Annotated in this window: 16 protein-coding genes, 1 pseudogene and 1 riboswitch; of the genes and pseudogenes, 10 read left to right on the top strand and 7 right to left on the bottom strand. The window is 73.2% G+C overall.

Translation table 11 applies throughout. The features are described from left to right. The 5 genes and pseudogenes from ACZ7LY_RS31790 to ACZ7LY_RS31770 form a co-directional block, all read left to right on the top strand. Window positions 1-153 (top strand): annotated as a pseudogene (locus ACZ7LY_RS31790) (flavodoxin-dependent (E)-4-hydroxy-3-methylbut-2-enyl-diphosphate synthase); the annotation flags it as partial. Between the two features lie 33 nt (window positions 154-186). Beyond that, window positions 187-2,085 carry a 1-deoxy-D-xylulose-5-phosphate synthase gene (gene dxs / locus ACZ7LY_RS31785; RefSeq protein ID WP_471628220.1) on the top strand — a complete coding sequence of 633 codons (1,899 nt, stop codon included), beginning with the start codon at window positions 187-189 and terminating at the stop codon, window positions 2,083-2,085. After that, a complete protein-coding gene (locus ACZ7LY_RS31780) occupies window positions 2,082-3,467 on the top strand; it encodes an aspartate aminotransferase family protein (RefSeq protein WP_471628219.1) in 1,386 nt (461 codons plus the stop codon). Before dxs ends, ACZ7LY_RS31780 begins: the two co-directional genes overlap by 4 nt. 91 nt (window positions 3,468-3,558) lie before the next feature. Further along, entirely contained in the window at window positions 3,559-4,185 is a 627-nt protein-coding gene (locus ACZ7LY_RS31775) for a helix-turn-helix domain-containing protein (RefSeq protein WP_471628218.1), read from the top strand. Window position 4,186: 1 nt separating this feature from the next. Then, window positions 4,187-4,333, top strand: a complete 147-nt coding sequence (locus ACZ7LY_RS31770) for a DUF6126 family protein (protein ID WP_471628217.1) — start codon at window positions 4,187-4,189, stop codon at window positions 4,331-4,333. A 12-nt stretch (window positions 4,334-4,345) separates the two neighbouring features. Here the strand turns inward: ACZ7LY_RS31770 and ACZ7LY_RS31765 are convergent, their stop codons facing one another. Next, entirely contained in the window at window positions 4,346-5,143 is a 798-nt protein-coding gene (locus ACZ7LY_RS31765) for a tyrosine-protein phosphatase (RefSeq protein ID WP_471628216.1), read from the bottom strand. Between the two features lie 383 nt (window positions 5,144-5,526). Further along, window positions 5,527-5,697, top strand: a riboswitch (cyclic di-AMP (ydaO/yuaA leader). A gap of 5 nt (window positions 5,698-5,702) precedes the next feature. Between ACZ7LY_RS31765 and ACZ7LY_RS31760 the strand changes: the two genes are divergently transcribed. Beyond that, window positions 5,703-6,458, top strand: coding sequence for a M23 family metallopeptidase (locus tag ACZ7LY_RS31760; protein WP_471628215.1), 756 nt, complete (start codon window positions 5,703-5,705; stop codon window positions 6,456-6,458). Between the two features lie 137 nt (window positions 6,459-6,595). Beyond that, window positions 6,596-7,414, top strand: a complete 819-nt coding sequence (locus ACZ7LY_RS31755; protein WP_471628214.1) for an SGNH/GDSL hydrolase family protein — start codon at window positions 6,596-6,598, stop codon at window positions 7,412-7,414. A gap of 364 nt (window positions 7,415-7,778) precedes the next feature. On the opposite strand, the gene ACZ7LY_RS31750 is transcribed toward ACZ7LY_RS31755, so the two are convergent. Next, entirely contained in the window at window positions 7,779-8,399 is a 621-nt protein-coding gene (locus ACZ7LY_RS31750; protein WP_471628213.1) for a TetR/AcrR family transcriptional regulator, read from the bottom strand. 186 nt (window positions 8,400-8,585) lie between these two features. On the opposite strand from ACZ7LY_RS31750, the gene ACZ7LY_RS31745 reads away from it, so the two are divergent. Beyond that, window positions 8,586-10,244, top strand: a complete 1,659-nt coding sequence (locus tag ACZ7LY_RS31745; RefSeq protein WP_471628212.1) for an APC family permease — start codon at window positions 8,586-8,588, stop codon at window positions 10,242-10,244. Here the strand turns inward: ACZ7LY_RS31745 and ACZ7LY_RS31740 are convergent. From ACZ7LY_RS31740 to ACZ7LY_RS31725, 4 genes are read right to left on the bottom strand one after another with little or no spacing between them, the layout of a single operon-like run. Beyond that, window positions 10,177-12,255 (bottom strand): acetate--CoA ligase family protein, encoded by a 2,079-nt coding sequence (locus ACZ7LY_RS31740; RefSeq protein ID WP_471628211.1) that lies wholly within the window; start codon window positions 12,253-12,255, stop codon window positions 10,177-10,179. The two genes, ACZ7LY_RS31745 and ACZ7LY_RS31740, sit on opposite strands and share 68 nt — an antisense overlap. Next, window positions 12,252-13,445, bottom strand: coding sequence for a glutamate dehydrogenase (locus ACZ7LY_RS31735; RefSeq protein ID WP_471628210.1), 1,194 nt, complete (start codon window positions 13,443-13,445; stop codon window positions 12,252-12,254). Before ACZ7LY_RS31735 ends, ACZ7LY_RS31740 begins: the two co-directional genes overlap by 4 nt. Beyond that, entirely contained in the window at window positions 13,442-15,052 is a 1,611-nt protein-coding gene (locus ACZ7LY_RS31730) for a thiamine pyrophosphate-dependent enzyme (protein ID WP_471628209.1), read from the bottom strand. Before ACZ7LY_RS31730 ends, ACZ7LY_RS31735 begins: the two co-directional genes overlap by 4 nt. Beyond that, window positions 15,049-16,206: an acyl-CoA dehydrogenase family protein gene (locus tag ACZ7LY_RS31725; RefSeq protein ID WP_471628208.1), complete on the bottom strand. Its 1,158-nt coding sequence runs from the start codon at window positions 16,204-16,206 to the stop codon at window positions 15,049-15,051. The genes ACZ7LY_RS31730 and ACZ7LY_RS31725 overlap by 4 nt, the downstream gene beginning before the upstream one ends. A 260-nt stretch (window positions 16,207-16,466) precedes the next feature. Here ACZ7LY_RS31725 and ACZ7LY_RS31720 point away from each other — a divergent pair, with 260 nt between their 5' ends. Further along, on the top strand, window positions 16,467-17,624 hold the full coding sequence (locus ACZ7LY_RS31720) for an MBL fold metallo-hydrolase (protein ID WP_471628207.1): 1,158 nt from the start codon (window positions 16,467-16,469) through the stop codon (window positions 17,622-17,624). 365 nt (window positions 17,625-17,989) lie between these two features. Here the strand turns inward: ACZ7LY_RS31720 and ACZ7LY_RS31715 are convergent, their stop codons facing one another. Then, window positions 17,990-18,889, bottom strand: coding sequence for a phosphotransferase family protein (locus tag ACZ7LY_RS31715; RefSeq protein WP_471628206.1), 900 nt, complete (start codon window positions 18,887-18,889; stop codon window positions 17,990-17,992). Between the two features lie 338 nt (window positions 18,890-19,227). Between ACZ7LY_RS31715 and ACZ7LY_RS31710 the strand changes: the two genes are divergently transcribed. Further along, complete coding sequence (locus tag ACZ7LY_RS31710) at window positions 19,228-21,375, top strand: sensor histidine kinase (RefSeq protein WP_471628205.1); 2,148 nt, start codon at window positions 19,228-19,230, stop codon at window positions 21,373-21,375. Window positions 21,376-21,485 lie beyond the last annotated feature (110 nt).

Raw genomic sequence — 21,485 nt, 5'->3', positions numbered from 1 at the left:
GGCAAGGGGCAGATCTTCGTCAAGGGCGAGGTCATCAAGACGGTGCCCGAGTCGAAGATCGTGGAGACGCTGATCGAGGAGGCGATGAAGATCGCCGCACAGATGGAGCAGGACGGCGTCGCGTCGGGCAGCCCCGACGTCACCGTGAGCTGAGTTCTGACGTACGAACGGGAAGGGGGCTCAAGCGTGACGATTCTGGAATCCATCCGGGGGCCGCGCGACCTGAAGGCGCTGGGCGAGCGGGAGGTCGGGCAACTGGCCGGGGAGATCAGGGAGTTCCTGATCCACGCGGTCGCGCGCACGGGCGGTCATCTCGGACCCAACCTGGGCGTGGTGGAGTTGACCATCGCGCTGCACCGGGTCTTCGAGTCGCCGGTCGACAAGCTCGTGTGGGACACCGGCCACCAGAGCTATGTGCACAAGATCCTGACCGGGCGTCAGGACTTCAGCAAGCTGCGCGGCAAGGGCGGCCTGTCCGGCTACCCCTCGCGCGAGGAGTCCGCGCACGACATCGTGGAGAACTCCCACGCCTCCACCGCGCTCGGCTGGGCCGACGGGCTCGCCAAGGCCCGGCAGGTGCAGGGCGGGCACGGCCACGTCGTCGCGGTCATCGGCGACGGCGCGCTCACCGGCGGCATGGCCTGGGAGGCACTGAACAACATCGCCGCCGCCAAGGACCGCCCGCTGATCATCGTCGTCAACGACAACGAGCGCTCGTACGCGCCCACCATCGGCGGCCTCGCGGACCACCTCGCCACGCTGCGCACCACCGACTCGTACGAGAAGGTGCTCGCCTGGGGCAAGGACGTCCTGCTGCGCACGCCCCTCATCGGGCACACCCTGTACGAGTCGCTGCACGGCGCGAAGAAGGGCTTCAAGGACGCGTTCGCGCCGCAGGGCATGTTCGAGGACCTGGGCCTGAAGTACGTGGGGCCCATCGACGGGCACGACGTGGGTGCCGTCGAGTCGGCGCTGCGCCGCGCCAAGCGCTTCCACGGCCCGGTCCTCGTGCACTGCCTGACCGAGAAGGGGCGCGGCTACGAGCCCGCGCTCGCCGACGAGGCCGACCGCTTCCACACCGTCGGCGTGATGGACCCGCTGACCTGCGAACCGCTCGCGCCCTCCGACGGCCCGTCCTGGACCTCGGTGTTCGGCGAGGAGATCGCCGCGATCGGGCGGGAGCGCGAGGACGTCGTCGCCATCACGGCCGCCATGCTGCACCCGGTGGGACTGACCCGGTTCGCCGAGGAGTTCCCGGGCCGGGTGTGGGACGTGGGCATCGCGGAGCAGCACGCCGCGGTCTCCGCCGCCGGCCTCGCCACCGGCGGACTGCACCCCGTCGTCGCCGTCTACGCCACCTTCCTCAACCGCGCCTTCGACCAACTCCTCATGGACGTCGCCCTGCACCGATGCGGCGTCACCTTCGTCCTCGACCGCGCCGGCGTCACCGGCGTCGACGGCGCCTCGCACAACGGCATGTGGGACATGTCCGTCCTCCAGGTCGTCCCCGGCCTCAGGATCGCCGCGCCGCGCGACGCCGACCAGCTCCGCGCCCAACTGCGCGAGGCCGTCGCCGTGGACGACGCCCCGACCCTGATCCGCTTCCCGAAGGAGGCCGTCGGCGCGCCCGTGCCCGCGATCGACCGCGTCGGCGGCATCGACGTACTGCACCGGGACGAGGACCCGCGCGTCCTGCTCGTCGCGGTCGGCGTCATGGCGCCCGTCTGCCTCCAGGCCGCCGCACTGCTCAAGGAGCGCGGCATCGGCTGCACGGTCGTCGACCCGCGCTGGGTCAAACCCGTCGACCCGGACCTCGCCCCGCTCGCCGCCCGGCACGAACTGGTCGCCGTCGTCGAGGACAACAGCCGCGCGGCGGGCGTCGGTTCGGCCGTCGCGCTCGCCCTCGGCGACGCCGACGTGGACGTGCCCGTACGCCGCTTCGGCATCCCCGAGCAGTTCCTCGCCCACGCCAGACGCGGCGAGGTCCTCGCCGACATCGGCCTGACCCCCGTGGAGATCGCGGGCCGTGTCGCGGAGTCCGTCAGGCCCCAGGAGCGCCAAGCCCGCAAGGAGAACGACGCATGACCAAGGAGTTCGACCTCGGTACGCTGCTCGCCGAGCGCGGCGCCGAACGGTACGAGCTGCACGCCAAGTACCTCAACCACCAGCTCCCGAAGATGCTCCACACCATCGGCTTCGACAAGGTGTACGAGCGTGCCGAGGGCGCGCACTTCTGGGACGCCGAGGGCCACGACTACCTCGACATGCTCGCCGGGTTCGGCGTCATGGGCCTCGGCCGCCACCACCCGGTCGTCCGCAAGGCGCTGCACGACGTGCTCGACGCCTCCCTCGCCGACCTCACCCGCTTCGACTGCCAGCCGCTGCCCGGCCTGCTCGCCGAGAAGCTGATCGCCCACAGCCCGCACCTGGACCGCGTGTTCTTCGGCAACAGCGGCACCGAGGCCGTCGAGACCGCCCTCAAGTTCGCCCGGTACGCCACCGGCAGGCCCCGCGTCCTGTACTGCGCGCACGCCTTCCACGGCCTGACCACCGGCTCCCTGTCGGTCAACGGCGAGGACGGTTTCCGCGACGGGTTCGCCCCGCTGCTGCCGGACACCGCCGTCCCGCTCGGCGATCTCGACGCCCTGGCACGGGAGTTGAAGAAGGGCGACGTCGCCGCCCTGATCGTCGAGCCGATCCAGGGCAAGGGCGTCCACGAGGCGCCGCCCGGCTATCTGCGGGCCGCGCAGGACCTCCTGCACCGGCACAAGGCGCTGCTGATCGCGGACGAGGTGCAGACCGGCCTCGGCCGCACCGGCGACTTCTACGCCTACCAGCACGAGGAGGGCGTCGAGCCGGACCTCGTCTGTGTGGCGAAGGCGCTGTCCGGCGGGTACGTGCCGGTCGGCGCCACGCTCGGCAAGGACTGGATCTTCAAGAAGGTCTACTCCTCGATGGACCGCGTCCTCGTGCACTCGGCCAGCTTCGGCTCCAACGCCCAGGCCATGGCCGCCGGGCTCGCCGTCCTCACGGTCATGGAGGACGACCAGATCGTCGCCAACGCCCGCGCCATGGGCGACCTCCTCAAGTCCCGGCTGAGCGAACTCGTCGACCGGTACGAGCTGTTGAGCGAGATCCGGGGCCGGGGCCTGATGATCGGCATCGAGTTCGGCCGCCCCCGGTCGCTCAAGCTGCGCAGCCGCTGGACCATGCTCCAGGTCGCCCGCAAGGGCCTGTTCGCGCAGATGGTCGTGGTGCCGCTGCTCCAGAAGCACCGAATTCTCACGCAGGTCTCGGGCGACCACCTCGAAGTCATCAAGCTGATCCCGCCGCTCGTGGTCGACGAGAGCGACGTGGACCGCTTCGTGGAGGCGTTCACCGCCGTCATGGACGACGCGCACAGCGGCGGCGGACTGATGTGGGACTTCAGCAAGACGCTGATCAAGCAGGCCGTCGCCAACCGCTGAGGCATCAAGCAGGCCGTCGCCAACCGCTGAGGCTTTTGCCTCACAGGCAAGAAAGTTGCCCCGGAGGCAGGGCTCTGGCTGAATCGACAGTATGAGCCCTGCCCTCCCGGAGGAGGCTCCGGAACCTCCGGAGCTGCCCGCCGTCGCGCCCCAGCTCCGCGCCCTGCGCCGCCGCGCCGCCCTCACCCTGGAGGCCGCCGCCCGCGCCGCCGGTCTGTCGCCGGCCCATCTGTCCCGCCTGGAGACCGGCCAGCGCCAGCCCTCGCTGCCGATGCTGCTCGCGCTCGCCCGTACCTACGGTACGACGGTCTCCGAACTGCTGGGCGAGACCCCCGCCGACCGGGACGCCGTCGTGCGCGCCCGCTCCATGGAGCCCACCGAGGCCGGCGGCTGGACCTACTTCCAGGCCGGCGCCCCCGGCCGCGGCATGCAGGCGCTGCGCGTCCACGTACCCCATGGCTCGCAGGGCGACATCGTGCGCGTCCACCCGGGCGAGGAGTGGCTGTACGTCCTCAAGGGGCGGCTGCGGCTGCGCCTCGGGGACACCGCGTACCGGCTGGACGCGGGGGACAGCGCCCACTTCGACTCGCTCACCCCGCACCGGATCGCCGCGGCGGACCAGGGCGGGGCCGAGCTTCTGTTCGTCCACACGCTGTTGCAGAGCCCGACGGCCGCCCTGTGTCTCGGGCCGGCCGCGGGACCGATCCGAGAGGTCTGACATGAGCGACGCACGGCGGCCCGGTGGCCGCAACATCGAGGACAAGCTGCCGCGCGGTCTGTGGGTGCGGCTCGTCGTCTATGTCTTCGCGGGCCACGCGCTCGCCGCGTTCATCTATCTGCTGTTCACGCTCGGCGGCGGCGAGTAGCCCGCGGGCCGGTCAGTCGAGCAGGCGCTCGCGCAGCCGCTCGCGGGTGGCGGGGGAGAGGCCGAGGCCCTTCTCGAAGTAGGCGTCCGTGCCGCCCCAGGTCTCCTCGATGGTCTCGAACGCGGCCCCGAGGTACTCGGTACGGGCGTCGAACAGGGGGTCGAGCAGCTCCATGACCTCGGGGGAGTGGGCGTCAACGCCGGTGGCACTGCGGCGGATCTTGTAGCGGCGGTGCTTCTCGCTCGACTTCAGGTAGTCCGCCTCGATGGCGTCCCGCTCGACGCCGACCGCGAGCAGCGTCACCGCGATCGAGAGTCCGGCGCGGTCCTTGCCCGCCGCGCAGTGCATCAGCGCCGGGACGCTGTCCTCGGCGAGCGCGTGCAGGACGCGGCTGTGCTCGGCGGTGCGGTGGGCGATCATCGTGCGGTACGAGGTGATCATGCGGTGCGCGGCGCGGCCCTCGGAGAGCAGGGCACGCAGCTGCTCGGTGTCGCCGTCGCGGACCATCTGCCAGAACTCGGCGCCGTCGGCCGGGTCGGACAGCGGCAGGTTCACGTTGCGCACGCCCGGGAGTTCCACGTCGGCGCCTTCGAGGCGCTGGTCGGCGGCGTTGCGGAAGTCGAAGACCGTGTGCAGGCCGAGCCCGGCGAGGAACGCGGCGTCCTCGGGCGTGGCATGCGCGAGATGGCCGCTGCGGAAGAGCACGCCGGGGCGCAGACGCCGGCCGTCCACGGTGGGGAGGCCGCCGACATCGCGGAAGTTGCGCACTCCGGTCAGCTCGGGCTCGGTGGACGGGGCGTGCTGCGTCACGGGGGCTCCTCCCGGTCGGACACCGGCCGGCGCGGCTCGCCGGCGGGCGCGTTGTTGACGATACGACATGGGTTCCCGGGGCAACCATCCGTCTGAAGTGCCCTATTTGCCCTGAACTGTCAGGGAATGTACGGACGTTGTGGGACCCTCGTGAGCAGGCTCATACCCGTGACGGTGTGTGGCGGCGGCCCCGGAATTCGCTGCACTCAATTCCCGGTGATTTCGCGCCGCAAAGCAAAAGCCCTTGACGCAGGGTGACACGGTGAACTCCGTAATGATCAAGAAATGCCCCGGCCTTTCCAATTCCTCGCTTGTGGCCGCTGTCGGCACTCCTTTACGGTCCGAGTCATTCCGGTCGGAACGCCTAGTCCTGCCGCCGCCCGGAACTCCGAACCACGACACCCGTGACGGCAGGAGCGGGGGACCCACAGGCAGTACGCCGCCGGGGAACTCCCCCATGCGGCTAGGGGTGAAGCCGGTTCCACCGCGTGGCACCGGCCGGGCATCTCCAGCCCGAACCCGACAGCTCACCTCGTAGGCGACGGAGAGGAAAACCCGCATGTTCGCACAGGGAAAGCACCGCCGCCCCAAGAACCTCCGTATCGGCCGCGCCGCCGCACTCGCCACCGTCGGCGGTGCCGCGCTCGCGCTGCCCCTGATCGGCGCGACCGGCGCCCAGGCCGCCACCGCCCCGACCTACACGGTCAAGGCCGGTGACACGCTCTCCAAGATCGCCTCGGCGCAGCACGTCGACGGCGGCTGGAAGAAGCTGTACGAGGACAACAAGTCCGTCATCGGCGGCAACGCCGACCTGATCGAGGTCGGCGCCAAGCTCACCCTCGCGGGCGGCGGCGCCGCGCAGACCTCCGCGAACCCGGCGAGCACCCCCGCCAAGCCGGCCGCCTCCACCGGCGGCTTCGTCAAGCCCGTCGACGGCGCCGAGGGCACCCCGTACCACCAGAACGGCCCGATGTGGTCCAGCGGCTACCACACCGGCACCGACTTTGTCGTGCCCACCGGTACGCCCATCAAGGCCGTCGGCCCGGGCACCGTCGTCTCCGCCGGTGACGGCGGCGCGTACGGCAACCAGGTCGTCATCCAGCACGCCGACGGCCACTACTCGCAGTACGCCCACCTGTCCTCCCTCGGCGTCTCCGCCGGACAGAGCGTCAGCGCCGGCCAGCAGATCGGCCTCTCCGGCGCCACCGGCAACGTGACCGGCCCGCACCTGCACTTCGAGATCCGTACGTCCCCGAACTACGGCTCCGACGTCGACCCGGTCGCGTACCTGCGCGCCCACGGCGTCTCGCTCTGACGCCCGCTCCCGCGCGACACGCGTGATCCACTCGGCACCCCGGGATATTCCCGGGGTGCCGAGTGGGTTAAATCACCCCACGTCAACCCCTACCTACGATGGCGTAGGTCACAGGCCAGGGTGAAAGATGTGTGGTCGTGGCAAACGAATCGAGATCATTCAGCGGGCGCACGATTCGGTCCTACGCGGCGGTGGGGGACAGCTTCACCGAAGGCGTCGGGGACCCCGGGCCGGACGGCACCTTCGTGGGCTGGGCCGACCGGCTGGCCGTCCTCCTGGACGACCGCGCGCCCGAGGACACCTTCCAGTACGCGAACCTCGCGGTGCGCGGCAAGCTCCTCGACCAGATCGTCGAGGACCAGCTCCCGCGCGCCATGGAACTCGCCCCCGACCTCGTGACCCTGGTCGCGGGCGGCAACGACATCATCCGGCCCGGCACCGACCCCGACGACGTCGCCGAGCGGTTCGAGAAGGCCGTCGCGCGGCTCAGCGAGGCCGCCGGGACCGTCATGGTCGCCACCGGCTTCGACACGCGGGACGTCGCCGTCCTCAAGCACCTGCGCGGCAAGATCGCCACGTACAACATGCATGTGCGCGCCATCGCCGACCGCTACGGCTGCCCCGTCCTCGACCTGTGGTCGCTGCGCTCCGTGCAGGACCGGCGGGCCTGGGACGACGACCGCCTCCACCTCTCGCCCGAGGGGCACACCCGGGTCGCCCTGCGCGCCGCCCAGGCCCTCGGCCTCGACGTCCCCGCCGACCCGGAGCAGCCCTGGCCGGCGCTGCCGCCGCGCGGCACGTTCGAGGTGCGGCGGGACGACATCCACTGGGCCCGCGAGTTCCTCGTCCCGTGGATCGGCCGCCGTCTGCGGGGCGAGTCCTCCGGCGACCGCGTCCAGGCCAAGGGCTTCCGCGACCCCCACACCATCAAGGCCCACCTCCAGGCGGTCTCCTGACGCCATGGCCGACGGGCGTCGCGCTGCGCGGGCGTACGGGGTGGGGCGGGGGCCCGGGGTTCTTCGGCGGGGCTCGGGGTTCTTCGGGGTGCCGGGCCCGCAACTCCCGCGCGGCAGCGAAGGCCCCGGCGCCCCGCCGGGCCGTAACCGCCCCGCGCTCCGGCATCCGCCCCCGGCGAACCGGCCGCGCCGGAAAACGCCGCACCCGCAACACCGGTCCGGGGTCGAACGCCCCGGCGCTCCGGCCGCGCCACAACCGGCCCGCGCTCCGGCATCCGCCCCGGGACGGCTGCTGGCCCGCGTCCAAAACCTGGCTCCCGGGACGGCTAGCGGCCCGCGCCCCAACACCCCGCCCCCGTAACGCCTACCGGCCCGGCGTCGTCAAGTCCGTCCGCTCAAGCCCCAGTTCCCGCGCCAGCGCCTCGTCCACCCACTCCTGGGTGCGGGCGCGGGAGACCGCGCCGGGGTAGGCCGTCATCTGGACGGCGAGGCCGTCGAGGAGGGCGGTGAGGCGCAGCGCCGACGCCGCCGGATCGGGGCACGTGAACTCACCCGCCGCGACCCCCTCGGCGATGACCTCCGCGAGCGCGGCCTTCCAGCGCCGGTCGAGGCCGCTCGCCACCTCCCGCAGCGCGGGCTCCCGCAGGGACGCCGCCCAGCCCTCGATCCACAGGCGCCACCCCTTCGCCTGCCCCGTCGGCGCATACCACCGCACCGCCGCCCGCAGCCGCTTCAGCGCGCTCGTGCGCCGCCCGACCACCTTGGTCAGACGGGCCAGATCGCCCTCCGCCGCGTACGCGAAAGCCGCCGCCACCAGCTTCTCCTTCGTGGAGAAGTGGTACAGCACCAGCGCATTGCTCACGCCGAGCGCCGCGGCCACGTCGGCGATGCGCACGGCCGCCACCCCGCGCGCCTCGATCTGCTCGATGGCGGCCTTGAGCAGCTCCTCACGCCGCTCGGCCACGCTCAACCGGACTCTGGTCACGCGGTAACCCTAAGTGCTCGCACTGACAGCCGGCCTCCCGGCGCCCCGGACACCGCTTCGTGCAGGAGGCTTGACACCCTCTCGTGACGCGCGCCACAGTCCCGACTGTATCCCCCGCTACTGACTGTCCATTCAGTCAATAGCGGGCTCCCGTCGGAGCAGTCCTGTCGTCGCCAGGAGCATCCCGTGACCCAAGCGCCGCCGCACTCCTCGTCCCCGTCCCCGTCCGCCCCGGGCGCTCCCGGCGGCCCGGACCTCTCGGAAGGCTGGAGCGAACAACGCTCCCGGCTCCGGAAGGACCTGCGTCGCCTGGACGTCCTGTTCTTCCTCATCTGCACCCTCGTCGGCCTCGACACCATCGGCTCGGTCGCGGCCCAGGGCCCCGAGGGACTGACCTGGATGGCCGTCCTCGCCCTCGTGTTCTTCCTGCCGTACGGCCTGCTCGTCGCCGAACTCGGCGCCGCCTTCCCCGTACAGGGCGGCCCCTACGTGTGGACGCGGCTCGCCTTCGGGCGGCTCGTCGCGGGCGTCAACCAGCTCCTGTACTGGATCTCCAACCCCGTCTGGGTGGGCGGCAGCCTGTGCATCATCGCCCTCACCACCTGGGAGGAGTTCTTCACCCCGCTGCCCGGCGCCTGGAAGTACGTCGCCGGGCTTGTGTTCATCTGGGGCGGCGCGCTCGCCGTCGTGCAGTCCGTGCGCGTCGGCAAGTGGGTGCCCATCACCGGCGCCGTCGCCCGCGTCGTCCTGCTCGGCTTCTTCCTCGTCTCCGTCATCGTCTACGCGGCCGAGAACGGCGTGCACGCCCTTCCCGCCGACGAGTTCGCGCCCACGTACACGGGATTCATCGCGCTCGTCCCCGTCCTGATCTTCAACTATGTCGGCTTCGAACTGCCCAGCTCCGCCGCCGAGGAGATGCGCAACCCGCGCCGCGACATCCCCCTGTCGATCCTGCGCTCCGGTCTCGCCGCCGTGCTGCTGTACGGCGGCCCGATCCTCGGCATCCTGTTCGTCCTGCCGGCCAAGGAGATCGGCAGCCTCGGCGGCTTCATCGACGCCTGCAAGGCCGTCTTCACCGTCTACGGGGGTTCCATCGCCGCCGACGGCACGGTCACCCTCACCGGCCTCGGCTCCGTGTGCGGCGGGATCGCCGCCGCAGGACTCATCCTCGGCCTGCTCACCTCGGGCGTCACCTGGGCGATGGGCGCGCACCGGGCCCAGGGCGTGGCCTGCGCGGACGGCGCGGGACCGGCCTGGCTCGGCCACATCTCCGCCAAGCACGGCACCCCGGTCCGCGTGAACCTGCTCTCCGCCGTCCTCGCCTCGGTCCTCCTCGTCGTCGCCCTCAACCTCACCGGCGGCAACGGCGAGAAGTACTTCGCCGCCGGGCTCGGCCTGACCATCTGCACGACGTTCATCTCGTACGTCATCACGTTCCCGAGCCTCGCCGTGCTGCGCCGCAAATACCCCGACCAGCCGCGCCCCTACGCCGTGCCGGGGGGACGCGCGGGCGCGCGCGTGGTGAGCGGTCTCGCCACCGGGTTCGTCGCGTTCACGGTCGTCGTGCTGATCTGGCCCGGGTTCGGCGTCGGCTGGTTCGGCACGGCCGGCAGCGCGGCCGACTCGCTGCCCGCCTCCTTCGCGGGCCAGCGCCTCGCCTACACGCTCAGCCAGGTCGTTCCGCTCGCCCTGTTCGTCGCTCTCGGCGCGGTCTTCTACGCGTGCGGGGCGCGCACCCGGCGCCGGGAGAGCGGACCCGGCGCCGCAGCGGCGTCGCTCAGCGCGCCAGCACCCCGTGCGCGTCCAGGGCGAGCGCCCCGCCCGGATGCACCAGCAGGGGATTGACCTCGAGCTCCGCCAGTTCGGGGTGGTCGACGGCGGCCTGTGCGACGGCGCACACGGCCGCCGCGGCCGCTTCCAGATGCGCGGCCGGAGCGCCCCGCCAGCCCGTCAGGAGCGGCGCGTGCCGCAACTCCAGCAGCAGCGCACGCGCGCGTGGCGGATCGAGCGGCGCGAGCGCCAGCGCCGTGTCCGCCTCCAACTCGGCGCTCACCCCGCCCGCGCCGACCATGACGACCGGCCCGAACGCCGCGTCCCGGCGCACCCCGACGATGAGTTCACAGGCGTACGGGGGCGCCGCCATGGCCTCCACGGCGTACCGCCGGGCCCCGGTCGCGGCCCGCATCCGCGTGAACGCCGCCCGCAGCGTCCCCTCGTCCGCGATCCCGAGCGCCACCCCGCCGGCCTCCGTCTTGTGCGCGAGGCCCATCGCCTTGAGGACCAGCGGGTACCCGGTGCGCCGCGCGGCCAGGACGGCGCCGACCGCGTCCGTCACGAACTCGGCGACCGGGAACCCCACCCCGTACGACGCCAGCAGCTCCCGCACGCTCTCGTAGCCGCCGTCGGCCACCCGGTACGCGGGCCTGCGCGCCGACGCCGGGCCGGGCGCCCTGGGCGTCGTACGGGACAGCCGCGCCGCGCCCGCGAGAGCCGTCGCCGCCTGCTCGGCCCGCTCGTAGACCGGCACCCCGCGCGCCCGCAACACCGCGAGGGCGGGCGTGTCCCGGGCCATCGTGTGGACGACGAGGGCGCGCCCGGACGCGGCGGCGGTGTCGGCGAGCCTGCGCGCGACCGCGCACTCCCGGTCCGCCAGCGCGGGATTGGCGCCCGCGTAGTCACCGAAGTAACCGGTGAGCAGCACCGCGTCCACGTCACCGCCGTGCAGCAAATGTGCCGCTACGCGCGCGTAGGCGAACAGATCCGCCTCTCCCGCGCCCGCGAGGTCCACCGGGTTGCCCCGCCCCGCGCCCTCGGGCAGCTCCGCGCCCAGGGCGGCCACGGTGCCAGGCCCGAGCGGCGGCACCCCAAGCCCCCGGGCCGCGCACAGGTCGGCGGCGAGCGCGCCCTGACCGCCGCTGTCCCCGACGACCCCCACCCGGACCGGGCCGGCCCGGCGCACCGGAACCCCGCGCGCCCGCTCCGCCATCAGATACAGCGCGGTGTCCACCAGCTCACCGGCCGAGTCCAGGAGCAGCGCCCCCGCCTCCCGGCACACGGCGGCGACCGTCGCGTACGGGCTGACGAGCGCGCCCGTGTGCGAGGCGGCGGCCCGGCCGGAGGCTGCGCTGCGCCCCGCCGTCAGCAGCAGGACCGGCTTGCCCGCCGCGTGCGCCGCCGCCAGGACGGACGCGAGCCGCCGGCCGTCCCGGAAGTCCTCCACGTACGCGGCGATCACCCGGGTCGGCTCGTGCGCGATCAGCGAGGCGAGCGCGTCCGCCGCGTCGATGTCCCGCTGGTTGCCGAGCGACACGAAACGGGAGAACCCCTCACCCGCGCGCGCGAGATGACAGCCGATCTCCAGCGCCAGATTGCCGCTCTGTGACACCAGCCCGAGACCGCCCGCCGGGAAGTCACCCCAACTGAGCCGCAGTTCGGCCCCCGTGTCGACGACCCCCATACAGTTCGGCCCGAGCAGCCGCGCGCCCCGCGCCGTCACGAGGTCCGCGAGCGCCCGCTCCTCACCGGCCCCGGCCCCGCCCGACGTGATCACCGTGAAGCAGCGCGCCCCGAGAGCGAGCCCCTGCGCGACGATCTCCCGTACGTGGGGCTGCGGCACCGCCACCACCACGTGCTCGGGCGGGGCGGGCGCCGCGGACAGCTCGCGCAGGAACGGTTCACCGCCGAGCCGGCCGCCCTTGCGGTTGACGAGGTGCACGGCCCGCCTGCCCCGGCCGCTGAGCGCACCGGACGCCAGCCAGTAGCCCCACTTCTCCGGGTTGTCGGACGCGCCGACGACCGCGACGGACGCCGGGTCGTACAGCGCCTGGAGGCCCGCCGTCCGGACGGGAGCCGTCACCTGTACCACCCGAACCGCTCCGCGATCACCGGCAGCCGGTCCGCGACGATCGCGTGCGCGGCGGCACGCGGCGTCGTCCCGTCCGCCTCCGCCCGCGCCAGCATCTGGTCGATCAGAGCCCGCATCGAACGCCGTGTGTACGCGAACGCCTCGTCCGCGTCGGCACCGATGTCCCCGAACAGGGTCCACCACCACCAGGCGTTCGTCCCGGAGTTGACCACGACGTCCGGCAGCACCGTGATCCCGCGCCGGGCGAGCAGCTCCTCGGCCTCCGCCAGCACCGGCATGTTGGCGGCCTCGACGATCCAACGCGCGCGCACCCGCTCCTGGTTCCCCGCGTCGATCGCGTACGACACCGCCGCCGGGACCAGCACCTCCGCGTCCACCGCCAGCCAGGCGTCCCCGGGCAGTTCACGGTCCTCGGGGCGCAGCGCCGACCGCTCCACGCTGCCGTACGCGTCGCGCGACTTGAGCAGCGCCTCCACGTCGAGCCCGGCCGGGTTCACGATCGTGCCCTTGAGGTCCGCGACGGCGACGACGTGCAACCCCGCGCGCGCGAGGAAACGCGCGGTGGCGCCGCCCATCGTGCCGAAGCCCTGGAGCGCGACCCGGGCGCCCGCGCGCTGCACGCCCGCCCTGTCCAGCGCCACGAGCACCGCCTCGGCGACCCCGCGGCCGCCCACAAGCTCGTCCAGGCCGATCCCGTCCACGTCCACGGCGAACGCCGCCGCCAGACGCTCCCGGGCCGCTGTCTCGTCGTCCAGCAGCGGGTACACGGCCTGGATCGACGAGACGAGCCCCGCCTCGGCCGCCGCCTTGTCCACGAGATCCTGCGTCAGCCCCAGGTCCTCACCGGTCGTCCAGAACGCCTCGACGTACGGCCTCATGGCCCGCAGATAGCGCACCAGCACCCCGTACGCCTCCGGGGAGCGCGGGTCGCAGTCGATGCCGCCCTTGGCGCCGCCGAGCGGCACATAGCGGGCGGCGGGGTCGTAGTGCAGGGCCTCCTTCATCGTCATGCCGCGCGCGAGGCCGGCGACCTCGGCGAGCGTGCACCCGGGGCGCATGCGCAGGCCGCCGCTGGAGACCCCGCGCACGAGGCGGTCGATCACCAAGTAGCCCGTGCGGCCGGTGACATGGTCGGTCCAGGTCAGCTCGACCAGCGGAACGGAGGGGGCGGGGGCGGTCATGCGGTCTCCTCGGGGACGACGACGATGGTGGGGCCGGGCGTGTCCAGCGCGCGGGCGAGGTGGCCCGCCAGTTCGGCGGGGGAGTGGGCGACCACGCCGTGGCCGCCGTAGGCGCGGGCGAGCGCGGGCAGGTCCACGCGCGCGTGGTCGACAGCGAGCGGATGGTCGCCGCGCGCCCGCATCTCGTCGCGGATCTCGCCGTAGCCGGCGTTGTCGAACACGACGACGGGCAGCGGCAGCCGCGACTGGGCGGCCGTCGCCAACTCCTGGACGCTGAACTGGAGTCCGCCGTCGCCGCTGAGCGCCACCACCTGCCGGTGCGGCTCGGCGTGCTTCGCGCCGATCGCGGCGGGCAGCGCGTAGCCCAGCGTCCCGAACCCGGTCGGGTGCAGGAAGCGGGCGTCCGGCCCGAGCCGCAGATGGGGCAGCGCGCCGTAGTAGCAGCACTGCGCGCTGTCGGACGTGACGACGGCGTCGGGCGCGAGCACCCGGCCCACCGCCTCCATCGCGGGGAGCCAGCGCGCGTCACGCGCGCGTGTTTCGCCGTCCCGCGCCGCGCGCAGTGCCGACACCTCATCGGGCGCGGCGCTCTTGCGGGCCGCGGGAGCGTCCGGGAGGCCCGCCAGGAGGGCGTCGAGGACGGTCCGCGCGTCACCCACCAGCGGCACGGTCGCCTTGATCCCGGCGTACATCTGCGCGGGGTCGGCGTCCACGCGCAGCAGCGCCCCGGACAGGGCCGGCAGCGGCGTCCACGTGTCGGACTCGGCCAGCTCCGTGCCGACGGCCAGCACTATGTCGCGGTCCGCGAGCCACTTCTGCACGGCGGGACTGTGCAGTCCCACTCCGAGGGCCAGCGGATGGCGCTCGTCGACGACGGCCTTGCCGTTCGCCGTGGTGACCACCGGAGCGGCCAGCCGCTCGGCCAGTTCCCGGCAGGCGCCCGCGGCGCCGCGGGCGCCGCCGCCGAGCACCAGCGCGGGCCGCCCGGCACCCGCCAGCGCCGCGACCGCGTCGGCGACCTCCTGCGGGGCGGGCGCGGCCGGCGCGACGGGCGGGGCGAGCCGGACCGGGCCGGCCGGCTCGGCCGCCTCCAGGAGATCGAGCGGGACCTCGATGTGCGCCGGGCGGGGCCGTCCCGTACGCATCGTGGTGAAGGCCCGCGCGACCGCCGCGTCGATCTCCGCGACCGACGAGACCCGGTGGCTGAACGCGGCGACGGCCCGCAGCGCCTCCGTCTGACCCCGCATCTCGTGCAGCAGGCCCGTCGCCAGACGCGGGTGGCGCAGCGGCATGCCGGGGGAGACGACGAGCAGCGGCACGCTGTCCGAGTACGCCTGCCCGACGGCCGCCGCGATGTTCAGCAGCGCCGGGCCCGTCGTCGTGATCGCCACTCCGGGAGATCCCGTCACGCGCGCGTAGGCGTCCGCCGCGTATCCGGCGCCCTGCTCGTGGCGCGGCGCCACATGGGCGACGCCGTAGGCCGGCAGATGGCGGTAGATCTCCAGGTTGTGCGTGCCGGGGATGCCGAACGCGTGCGTCACGCCGTGCGCGGCCAGGGCGCGTACGACGGCCTCGCCGCCGGTCAGCAGGCCCCCGCCCGCGCTCACAGGGACCGCCCGATGACCAGGCGCATGATGTCCGAGGTGCCTTCCTCGATCTCCTCCAGCTTGGCGTCGCGCATCCACTGCTCGACGGGGAACTCCCGCGAGTACCCCCAGCCGCCGAGTGTCTGCACGGCGGCCCAGGTGCAGAACGCGGCGGTCTCCGACGCCGTCAGCTTCGCCATCGCCGCCTCGGCGGTCGCGTCCAGGCCCGCGTCCAGGCGGCGCGCGGCACGCCAGGTCATCAGACGGGCCTGCTCGACGCGGTTGCGCATGTCGGCGAGGCGGAACGCCACCGCCTGGTGCTCGATGATCGGCTTGCCGAACTGCACGCGCGTGCGCGCGTAGTCACGCGCGTACTCGAACGCGGCCCGCGCGACGCCGGTGGCGGCGGCGCCGAGAACCGTGCGGGAGATGTCGAAGGTGCGCATCAGGCCGACGAAGCCGCCGCCCTCCTCGCCCAGCAGGTTCTCCTCGGGCACGAACGCGTCCGCGAAGAAGATCTCCCGGCACACGATCGCGCGCTGCCCCATCTTGCGCATCGGCTCACCGAAGGTCATGCCTTCGGTGTTCTTGCGTACGAGGAAGGCGCTCACTCCGCGCGAACGCAGGCCAGGGTCGGTCTTGGCGAAGACGACGTACTGCTCGGCCTCGCCGGCGTTCGAGATCCACGCCTTCTGGCCGCTGAGGCGGTAGCCGCCGGGGACGCGGGTCGCGGTCGTGGTGATGGAGGCGGCGTCGGAGCCCGCGCCGGGTTCCGTGGTGGCGAGGGCGGTCATGGGGGTGTCGGGGCCGGTCAGCGGCGTCAGCCAGGTCTGCTTCTGCGTGGCGGAGCCGAGGGCGAGGACCGGGTCGGCGAAGAAGCCGTTGGAGCACAGCAGGTTGCCGATGCCGAGGTCGCCGACGCACAGCTCCTCCTGCACGAGCACCTGCGTGAACACGTCCGTGAAGCCGCCGCCTCCGTACTCCTCGGGGAGCATGAACCCGGTGATGCCGACCTTCGCGGCCTTGTGCCACAGGTCCCACGGCGTCTCCACGTCCGCCTCGTCCACGGCACGCGCGCGTGGCCGTATCTCCTCGGCCGCGAACGACCGCGCGAGATCGACGACGGCGCGCTGCTCGGGGCTGAGCGGGACCAGCTCGACGGGGAGTTCCGACACGGTGCCTCCAAGGGACTTTACTGAATCATCGGTCAGTAACCGTCGGCCAGTATCCGGAGGTGCGCTCGGGGCTGTCAATGGACGTGTACTGAATGGCGGGTCAGTTCGGGGTACGGGGGCGTGGGGTGCGGTGCGGGCGGCGCCGGGGCGGGAGTGCCGGGTGTGGCGCGCGGCCCCGGGGAGGGGGCGCGGGGCGCGGCGGGTGGTTGTCAGTGGCGGCGCACATAATGGGGAGCCCTGATCGATCACCGGGAGGCGCCGTGTCACGTTCCCTGAGTTCCGGACTGCGCTCGTTGCAGCCCGCCGCCTTCGGCGCGGAGCCCACCGGCGCCCGCCTGGACCGCATCCGCAGGTCGCCCCATTTCGCGGACGGCTCCTTCCGTAACCCCGAGGGCACGCGCATCCGGCCCGACGCGTCGATGCTGGAGTTCGCCAAGGTGTTCTTCCGCAAGGACGACCGCGCCCGCCGGGCCCCATCCGGGACGGTCCCCGTGCACCCCACGACCCTGGCCGACCTGGCGAAGCCGCCCGCGGACGGGCTGCGGATCACCTGGATGGGGCACTCCAGCGTCCTCGCCGAGATCGACGGCGCGCGCGTGCTGTTCGACCCGGTCTGGGGAGAGCGCTGCTCACCGTTCACGTTCGCGGGCCCGAAGAGACTCCACCCGGTGCCGCTGCCGCTCGCCGCGCTCGGGCGCGTCGACGTGGTCGTCATCTCGCACGACCACTACGACCATCTGGACATGCCCACGATCAAGGCGCTGGCGCGGACGGACACGGTGTTCGCGGTGCCGCTCGGGGTGGGCGCGCATCTGGAGCACTGGGGCGTGCCGGCCGACCGGCTGCGCGAGCTGGACTGGCACGAGTCGACGGACGTCGCCGGTGTCACGCTGACGGCGACGCCCGCGCGGCACTTCTGCGGGCGCGGCATGCGCAACCAGCAGCACACGCTGTGGGCGTCCTGGGTCGTCGCGGGCCCCGACCACCGCCTCTACCACAGCGGGGACACCGGCTACTTCTCCGGTTTCCGGGAGATCGGCGCGGAGCACGGGCCGTTCGACGTGACGATGATCCAGATCGGGGCGTACTCGGAGTTCTGGCCGGACATCCACATGACGCCCGAGGAGGGGATGCGGGCGCACCTCGATCTCCAGGGCGGGCCGGGGGCGGGGCCGATGCTGCCGATCCACTGGGCGACGTTCAATCTGGCGCCGCACGCGTGGACCGAGCCCGGAGAGGGCAGTGTCGAAGCCGCGCGGCGGGCTGCCGCCCGGGTGGCGCTTCCCCGGCCCGGGGAGCCGTTCGAGCCGGGGGTGGGGCTGCCGGGGGAGCGGTGGTGGCGGGGCGTCGCGGTGGTCCCTGTCGGGGGGTGGGCCTCGGAGGCGTCCGGCGAGCCGGAGGTCGTGGTCGCGGGGTGAGGTGCGGGGGCCGGCCTGGGGGCGGTCGCCGGGTGAGGGTTTCGTCGGGGCTGGTCGCGCAGTTCCTCGCGCCCCTTAGGGGGCTGATTTGATCGTCAACTTCCAGCCTCTTCGGCGTTTGAGGGGTGGGGTCTGGGGCGGAGCCCCGGGGTTGAGTGCCGGGTGCGGGTCTGGATGTGGTTGGTCGCGCAGTTCCTCGCGCCCCTTAGGGGGCTGATTTGATCGTCAACTCCCAGCCTCTCCGGCGTTTGAGGAGCGGGGTCTGGGGCGGAGCCCCAGGGGTGAGTGCCGGGTGCGCCCCTTAGGGGGCTGGCTGCGGCCCGGTGTTTTCGGGTGAGTGTCGCCGCGCTGAGCGCGCCGCGGAGTCATGTGAGCAGGGGCGCGAGATAGCCGCCTTCGATGTCGAGGAGGTCGGTGAGCAGACGGCTCGGGCGCCAGTCCTCACGCCGTTCCTCGGGCGAGTCGAGGGCGAGCCAGATATCAAGATCGCGGAGCTGGTCGAGAACCGCGGCGCCGTGGATCAGGGCGCGACCATGAACCGGATCCATGTGACGCGCGGCGATCTCCACCGCGGCGGCGCCTGCCTGCGAGTCGACGAGATGGCCTTCGTCGGACACACGGGCTTCGCACACCAGCCGGCACAGGTCGATCTCGACCGGGCCGAGCACGGCGAACTCGAAGTCCAGCAGGGAGACGACCTCGCCGTCCCACAGCGCGTTCATCAGAGCGAGGTCGCCATGGTTGACGCTCTGCCCGACCGAAGGTGCTGCCCGGAAGTAGCCCTCGATGACGTCATGGAGCCGTGACTTCTGGACGCTGGAGAGTCCCAGCGCGGCCTCGGCGCGTCTGGCCGCCGCCGCAGCATCGCCGAACGTCGCCGGAACATAACCCCCATGTGATGCGACGTACGTCCGGAGAGACGGGCTCGCGTCGTGCACGATCAGGGCTCGCTCCCACAACTGACGGATCGCCTGACGTTGCTCCGCAGGGGCCAGCGTCGGCCAGGCCTCGTGCAGGTTCTGGCCCCGCATCTCCGCGGTCACGATCCATCCATGGCCCTCAACGGTGCCCTCGCCGAGGATCTCCGGGTGCCCGACCTCTCGCGGCAGAGCCCGCACGAACGCGGCCTCGCGGGCCATGTCGACGGGTGTGTGCGCGATCCGCACGGCGATGCCACCGCCGACCCACGTCGCGTTCGAGTACCCGTTGGCTCGTCGCATCCGCGCGAGGTCACCGCCGTACTGGGCCGCGACCTGGGCGGCCAAACCCCGGACGAGGTCTACGCGCGACGGGTCACGATGTTGGTCGAGCGGATGAACGTCCGTACTGGGCTCCTGCATCATCCGAGCACTTTGCCACAAACGTCCGGATGGCGTTCGACGCCCTCTTCTTGGGTTATCGGACTGATGTTCAGAGGGTCATACCAGAGCGGGACGTAGGGCGCTGGAGTTTGGCAACTGCCTCTCGCACGCGCGCCGTCGGCGACTACCGTGAGTGTCCGCCGCGCGACGCCGGGTCGCGCTGCCCGCGTGCCGGTCACCCCCACCCTCCCGACGCCGCGACGACCCCCACGAGACCCAGAGAACGAGGACGAGGACGCCGTATGTCTCAGCTTCGCCAGCCGGCCGCCCGCGCAGAGCGCCGCGAAGGCGGCCGGCACGGCAGGCCCGCCGGGCGGACCGCGCCCCGGCCGGCCGAGACCCACATACGGCCCCAACTGCTGCGCATCGCCGTCCTGCCGCCCCTCGCGGTGGCCCTCGGCGCCAGCGCCGCCGTGCTGTTCACGGTCCGCTCCACGGGCGCCCGGCTCGGCCCGGCGCTCGGGGCCGTGCTCGGCGGTGCGTTCGCCGTCACCGTCCTCGGCATCCTCATCGCGGCCGTGGCCGCCGACCGCGCCGCGTCCGCCGTCCGCGAACGGGTCGTGGGGCTGCGCCGCGCCAGCGCCCAGGGCCAGGCCGAACTACGCGACCTGGTCGAACAGTTGCGTAACGGCGAGGGCCCGCCGCCGCGCCGCGAGCCGCCCGCCCCTGGCCCCGACGCCGACGACTTCGACCGGCTCGCCGCCGATCTGGCCCGCGCCCAGGACGTAGCCGTGACCGCCGTCGTCCAGGCCACGCAGTTGTCCGGGCAGGCCGGCAGCGAGCAGAAGGTCGAGGTCTTCGTGAACCTCGCCCGGCGCCTGCAGTCCCTCGTCCACCGCGAGATCTCCCTCCTCGACGACCTGGAGAACGAGGTCGAGGACCCGGACCTGCTCAAGGGCCTCTTCCACGTCGACCACCTCGCCACCCGCATCCGGCGCCACGCCGAGAACCTCGCGGTGCTCGGCGGCGCCGTCTCCCGCCGCCAGTGGAGCCGGCCCGTCTCCATGACGGAGGTGATGCGGTCCGCCATCGCCGAGGTCGAGCAGTACTCGCGCGTCAAACTCGTGCCGCCCATCGACGGCACCCTGCGCGGGCACGCCGTCGCCGACTGCATCCACCTGCTCGCCGAACTCGTCGAGAACGCCACGGTGTTCTCCGCGCCGCACACCCAAGTCCTGCTCCGCGCCAACGCGGTGACCTCCGGGCTCGCCGTCGAGGTCGAGGACCGCGGCCTCGGCATGCCCCTCACCGAACAGAACAAGATGAACACCCTGCTCCGCGACCCCGACCAGGTCAACGTGGCGAGCCTGCTCGCCGACGGTCGCATCGGCCTGTTCGTCGTCTCCCAGCTCGCCCGCCGGCACGGCATCACCGTACGGCTCCAGACCAACATCTACGGCGGCGTGCAGGCCGTCCTCGTCATCCCGCAGGCCCTGCTCGGCGGCGACGACGAGGGCGGGCGGGCACCCCGGGTGCGCCGGGCCGCCGAAGCCGCCACCGCCGACAGCATGCTCCCCCCGCAGGCCGCGGCCGCGCAGGCGGCGAGCGCCGCCCTCCCCTCCGGGAGCCACCCCGAGCGGGCGGGCGAGCCCATCGCGCACCACGCCCGCGCCGAGCAGGACGCCTTCGCGCCGGGGGCGTTCGGCGAGCCGGACACCTACGAGCACGAGACGCCCGACGAGCACCACGTCTCCCACGGTGCGCAGGACGGGCGCGGCACGTACGGGGGCGGTGCGGGCGGTGACGTACAGGACGGGCAGGTACGAGACAGTCACGTACAAGACGGTCAGGTACGGGACGGGCACGTACAGGGCGGGCACGTAGGGGACGGGCATGCGGAAGGCGGTCACGGGCAGAACGATCGCGCGCACGGCGGAGTTCCCGGCGCGGGCGGGACGGTCGGCGGCGGGGACACGGGAGCCGCCGCGTACGCCGGGGACGGGTACGCGCGCCGGGCGCGCCCCGAGCAGCACCTTCCGCGCCCCCCGGCGGGTGGTACCGCCGTGCCTCGGCAGCCCATGCCGCCCGGCCATGCGCCCCTGCCGCAGCGGACGGCGGGGGGCGCGCGGCCCACGCCCGCCGACGCCGTTCCCGGCATCCGGCCCGAGGACCGGCAGGCGGCGGCCGAGCACGCCGGGACCCTGCCCACCCCGCTCGGGGACGCGGCGCGCGGCGACGGTCCCCGGCCCACGCTGCCCCGGCGCCGCGCGCAGGAACACCTCGCCCCCCAACTGCGGGGCGGGCCCGCGCAGCGGCCCGACGACGAGCATCCCGTCGGGCACGACCCCGGCCTGATGGCGGCCTTCCAGCGTGGCATCACGCTCGCCGAGGCAGCGGAACCCCGTGACGTCCCCCGCCACCAGGACGGCGACGCGGGGAGCGGCGAGTGACCGCTCCGCAGCCCCGGGGCCGGGCCGCACCGAGGCGCCCGTACCGCGCGGCGATACCCGGCGGGGCCCCGCGCCCCGTCCGCGCCGTCCCACCGACCAGCACCACACCC

This window comes from Streptomyces sp. NPDC107550, assembly GCF_055639095.1.
Note: the sequence above shows the minus strand (reverse complement) of the source record. Positions and strands in the feature narration are given on the sequence as shown.

Excerpts from the sequence above, each read along its gene's own strand:
- ACZ7LY_RS31780 (WP_471628219.1), top strand. The coding sequence starts at position 2,082 with ATGACCAAGGAGTTCGACCTCGGTACGCTGCTCGCCGAGCGCGGCGCC.
- ACZ7LY_RS31775 (WP_471628218.1), top strand. The coding sequence starts at position 3,559 with ATGAGCCCTGCCCTCCCGGAGGAGGCTCCGGAACCTCCGGAGCTGCCC.
- ACZ7LY_RS31770 (WP_471628217.1), top strand. The coding sequence starts at position 4,187 with ATGAGCGACGCACGGCGGCCCGGTGGCCGCAACATCGAGGACAAGCTG.
- ACZ7LY_RS31760 (WP_471628215.1), top strand. The coding sequence starts at position 5,703 with ATGTTCGCACAGGGAAAGCACCGCCGCCCCAAGAACCTCCGTATCGGC.
- ACZ7LY_RS31735 (WP_471628210.1), bottom strand. The coding sequence starts at position 13,445 with ATGACCGCCCCCGCCCCCTCCGTTCCGCTGGTCGAGCTGACCTGGACC.
- ACZ7LY_RS31710 (WP_471628205.1), top strand. The coding sequence starts at position 19,228 with ATGTCTCAGCTTCGCCAGCCGGCCGCCCGCGCAGAGCGCCGCGAAGGC.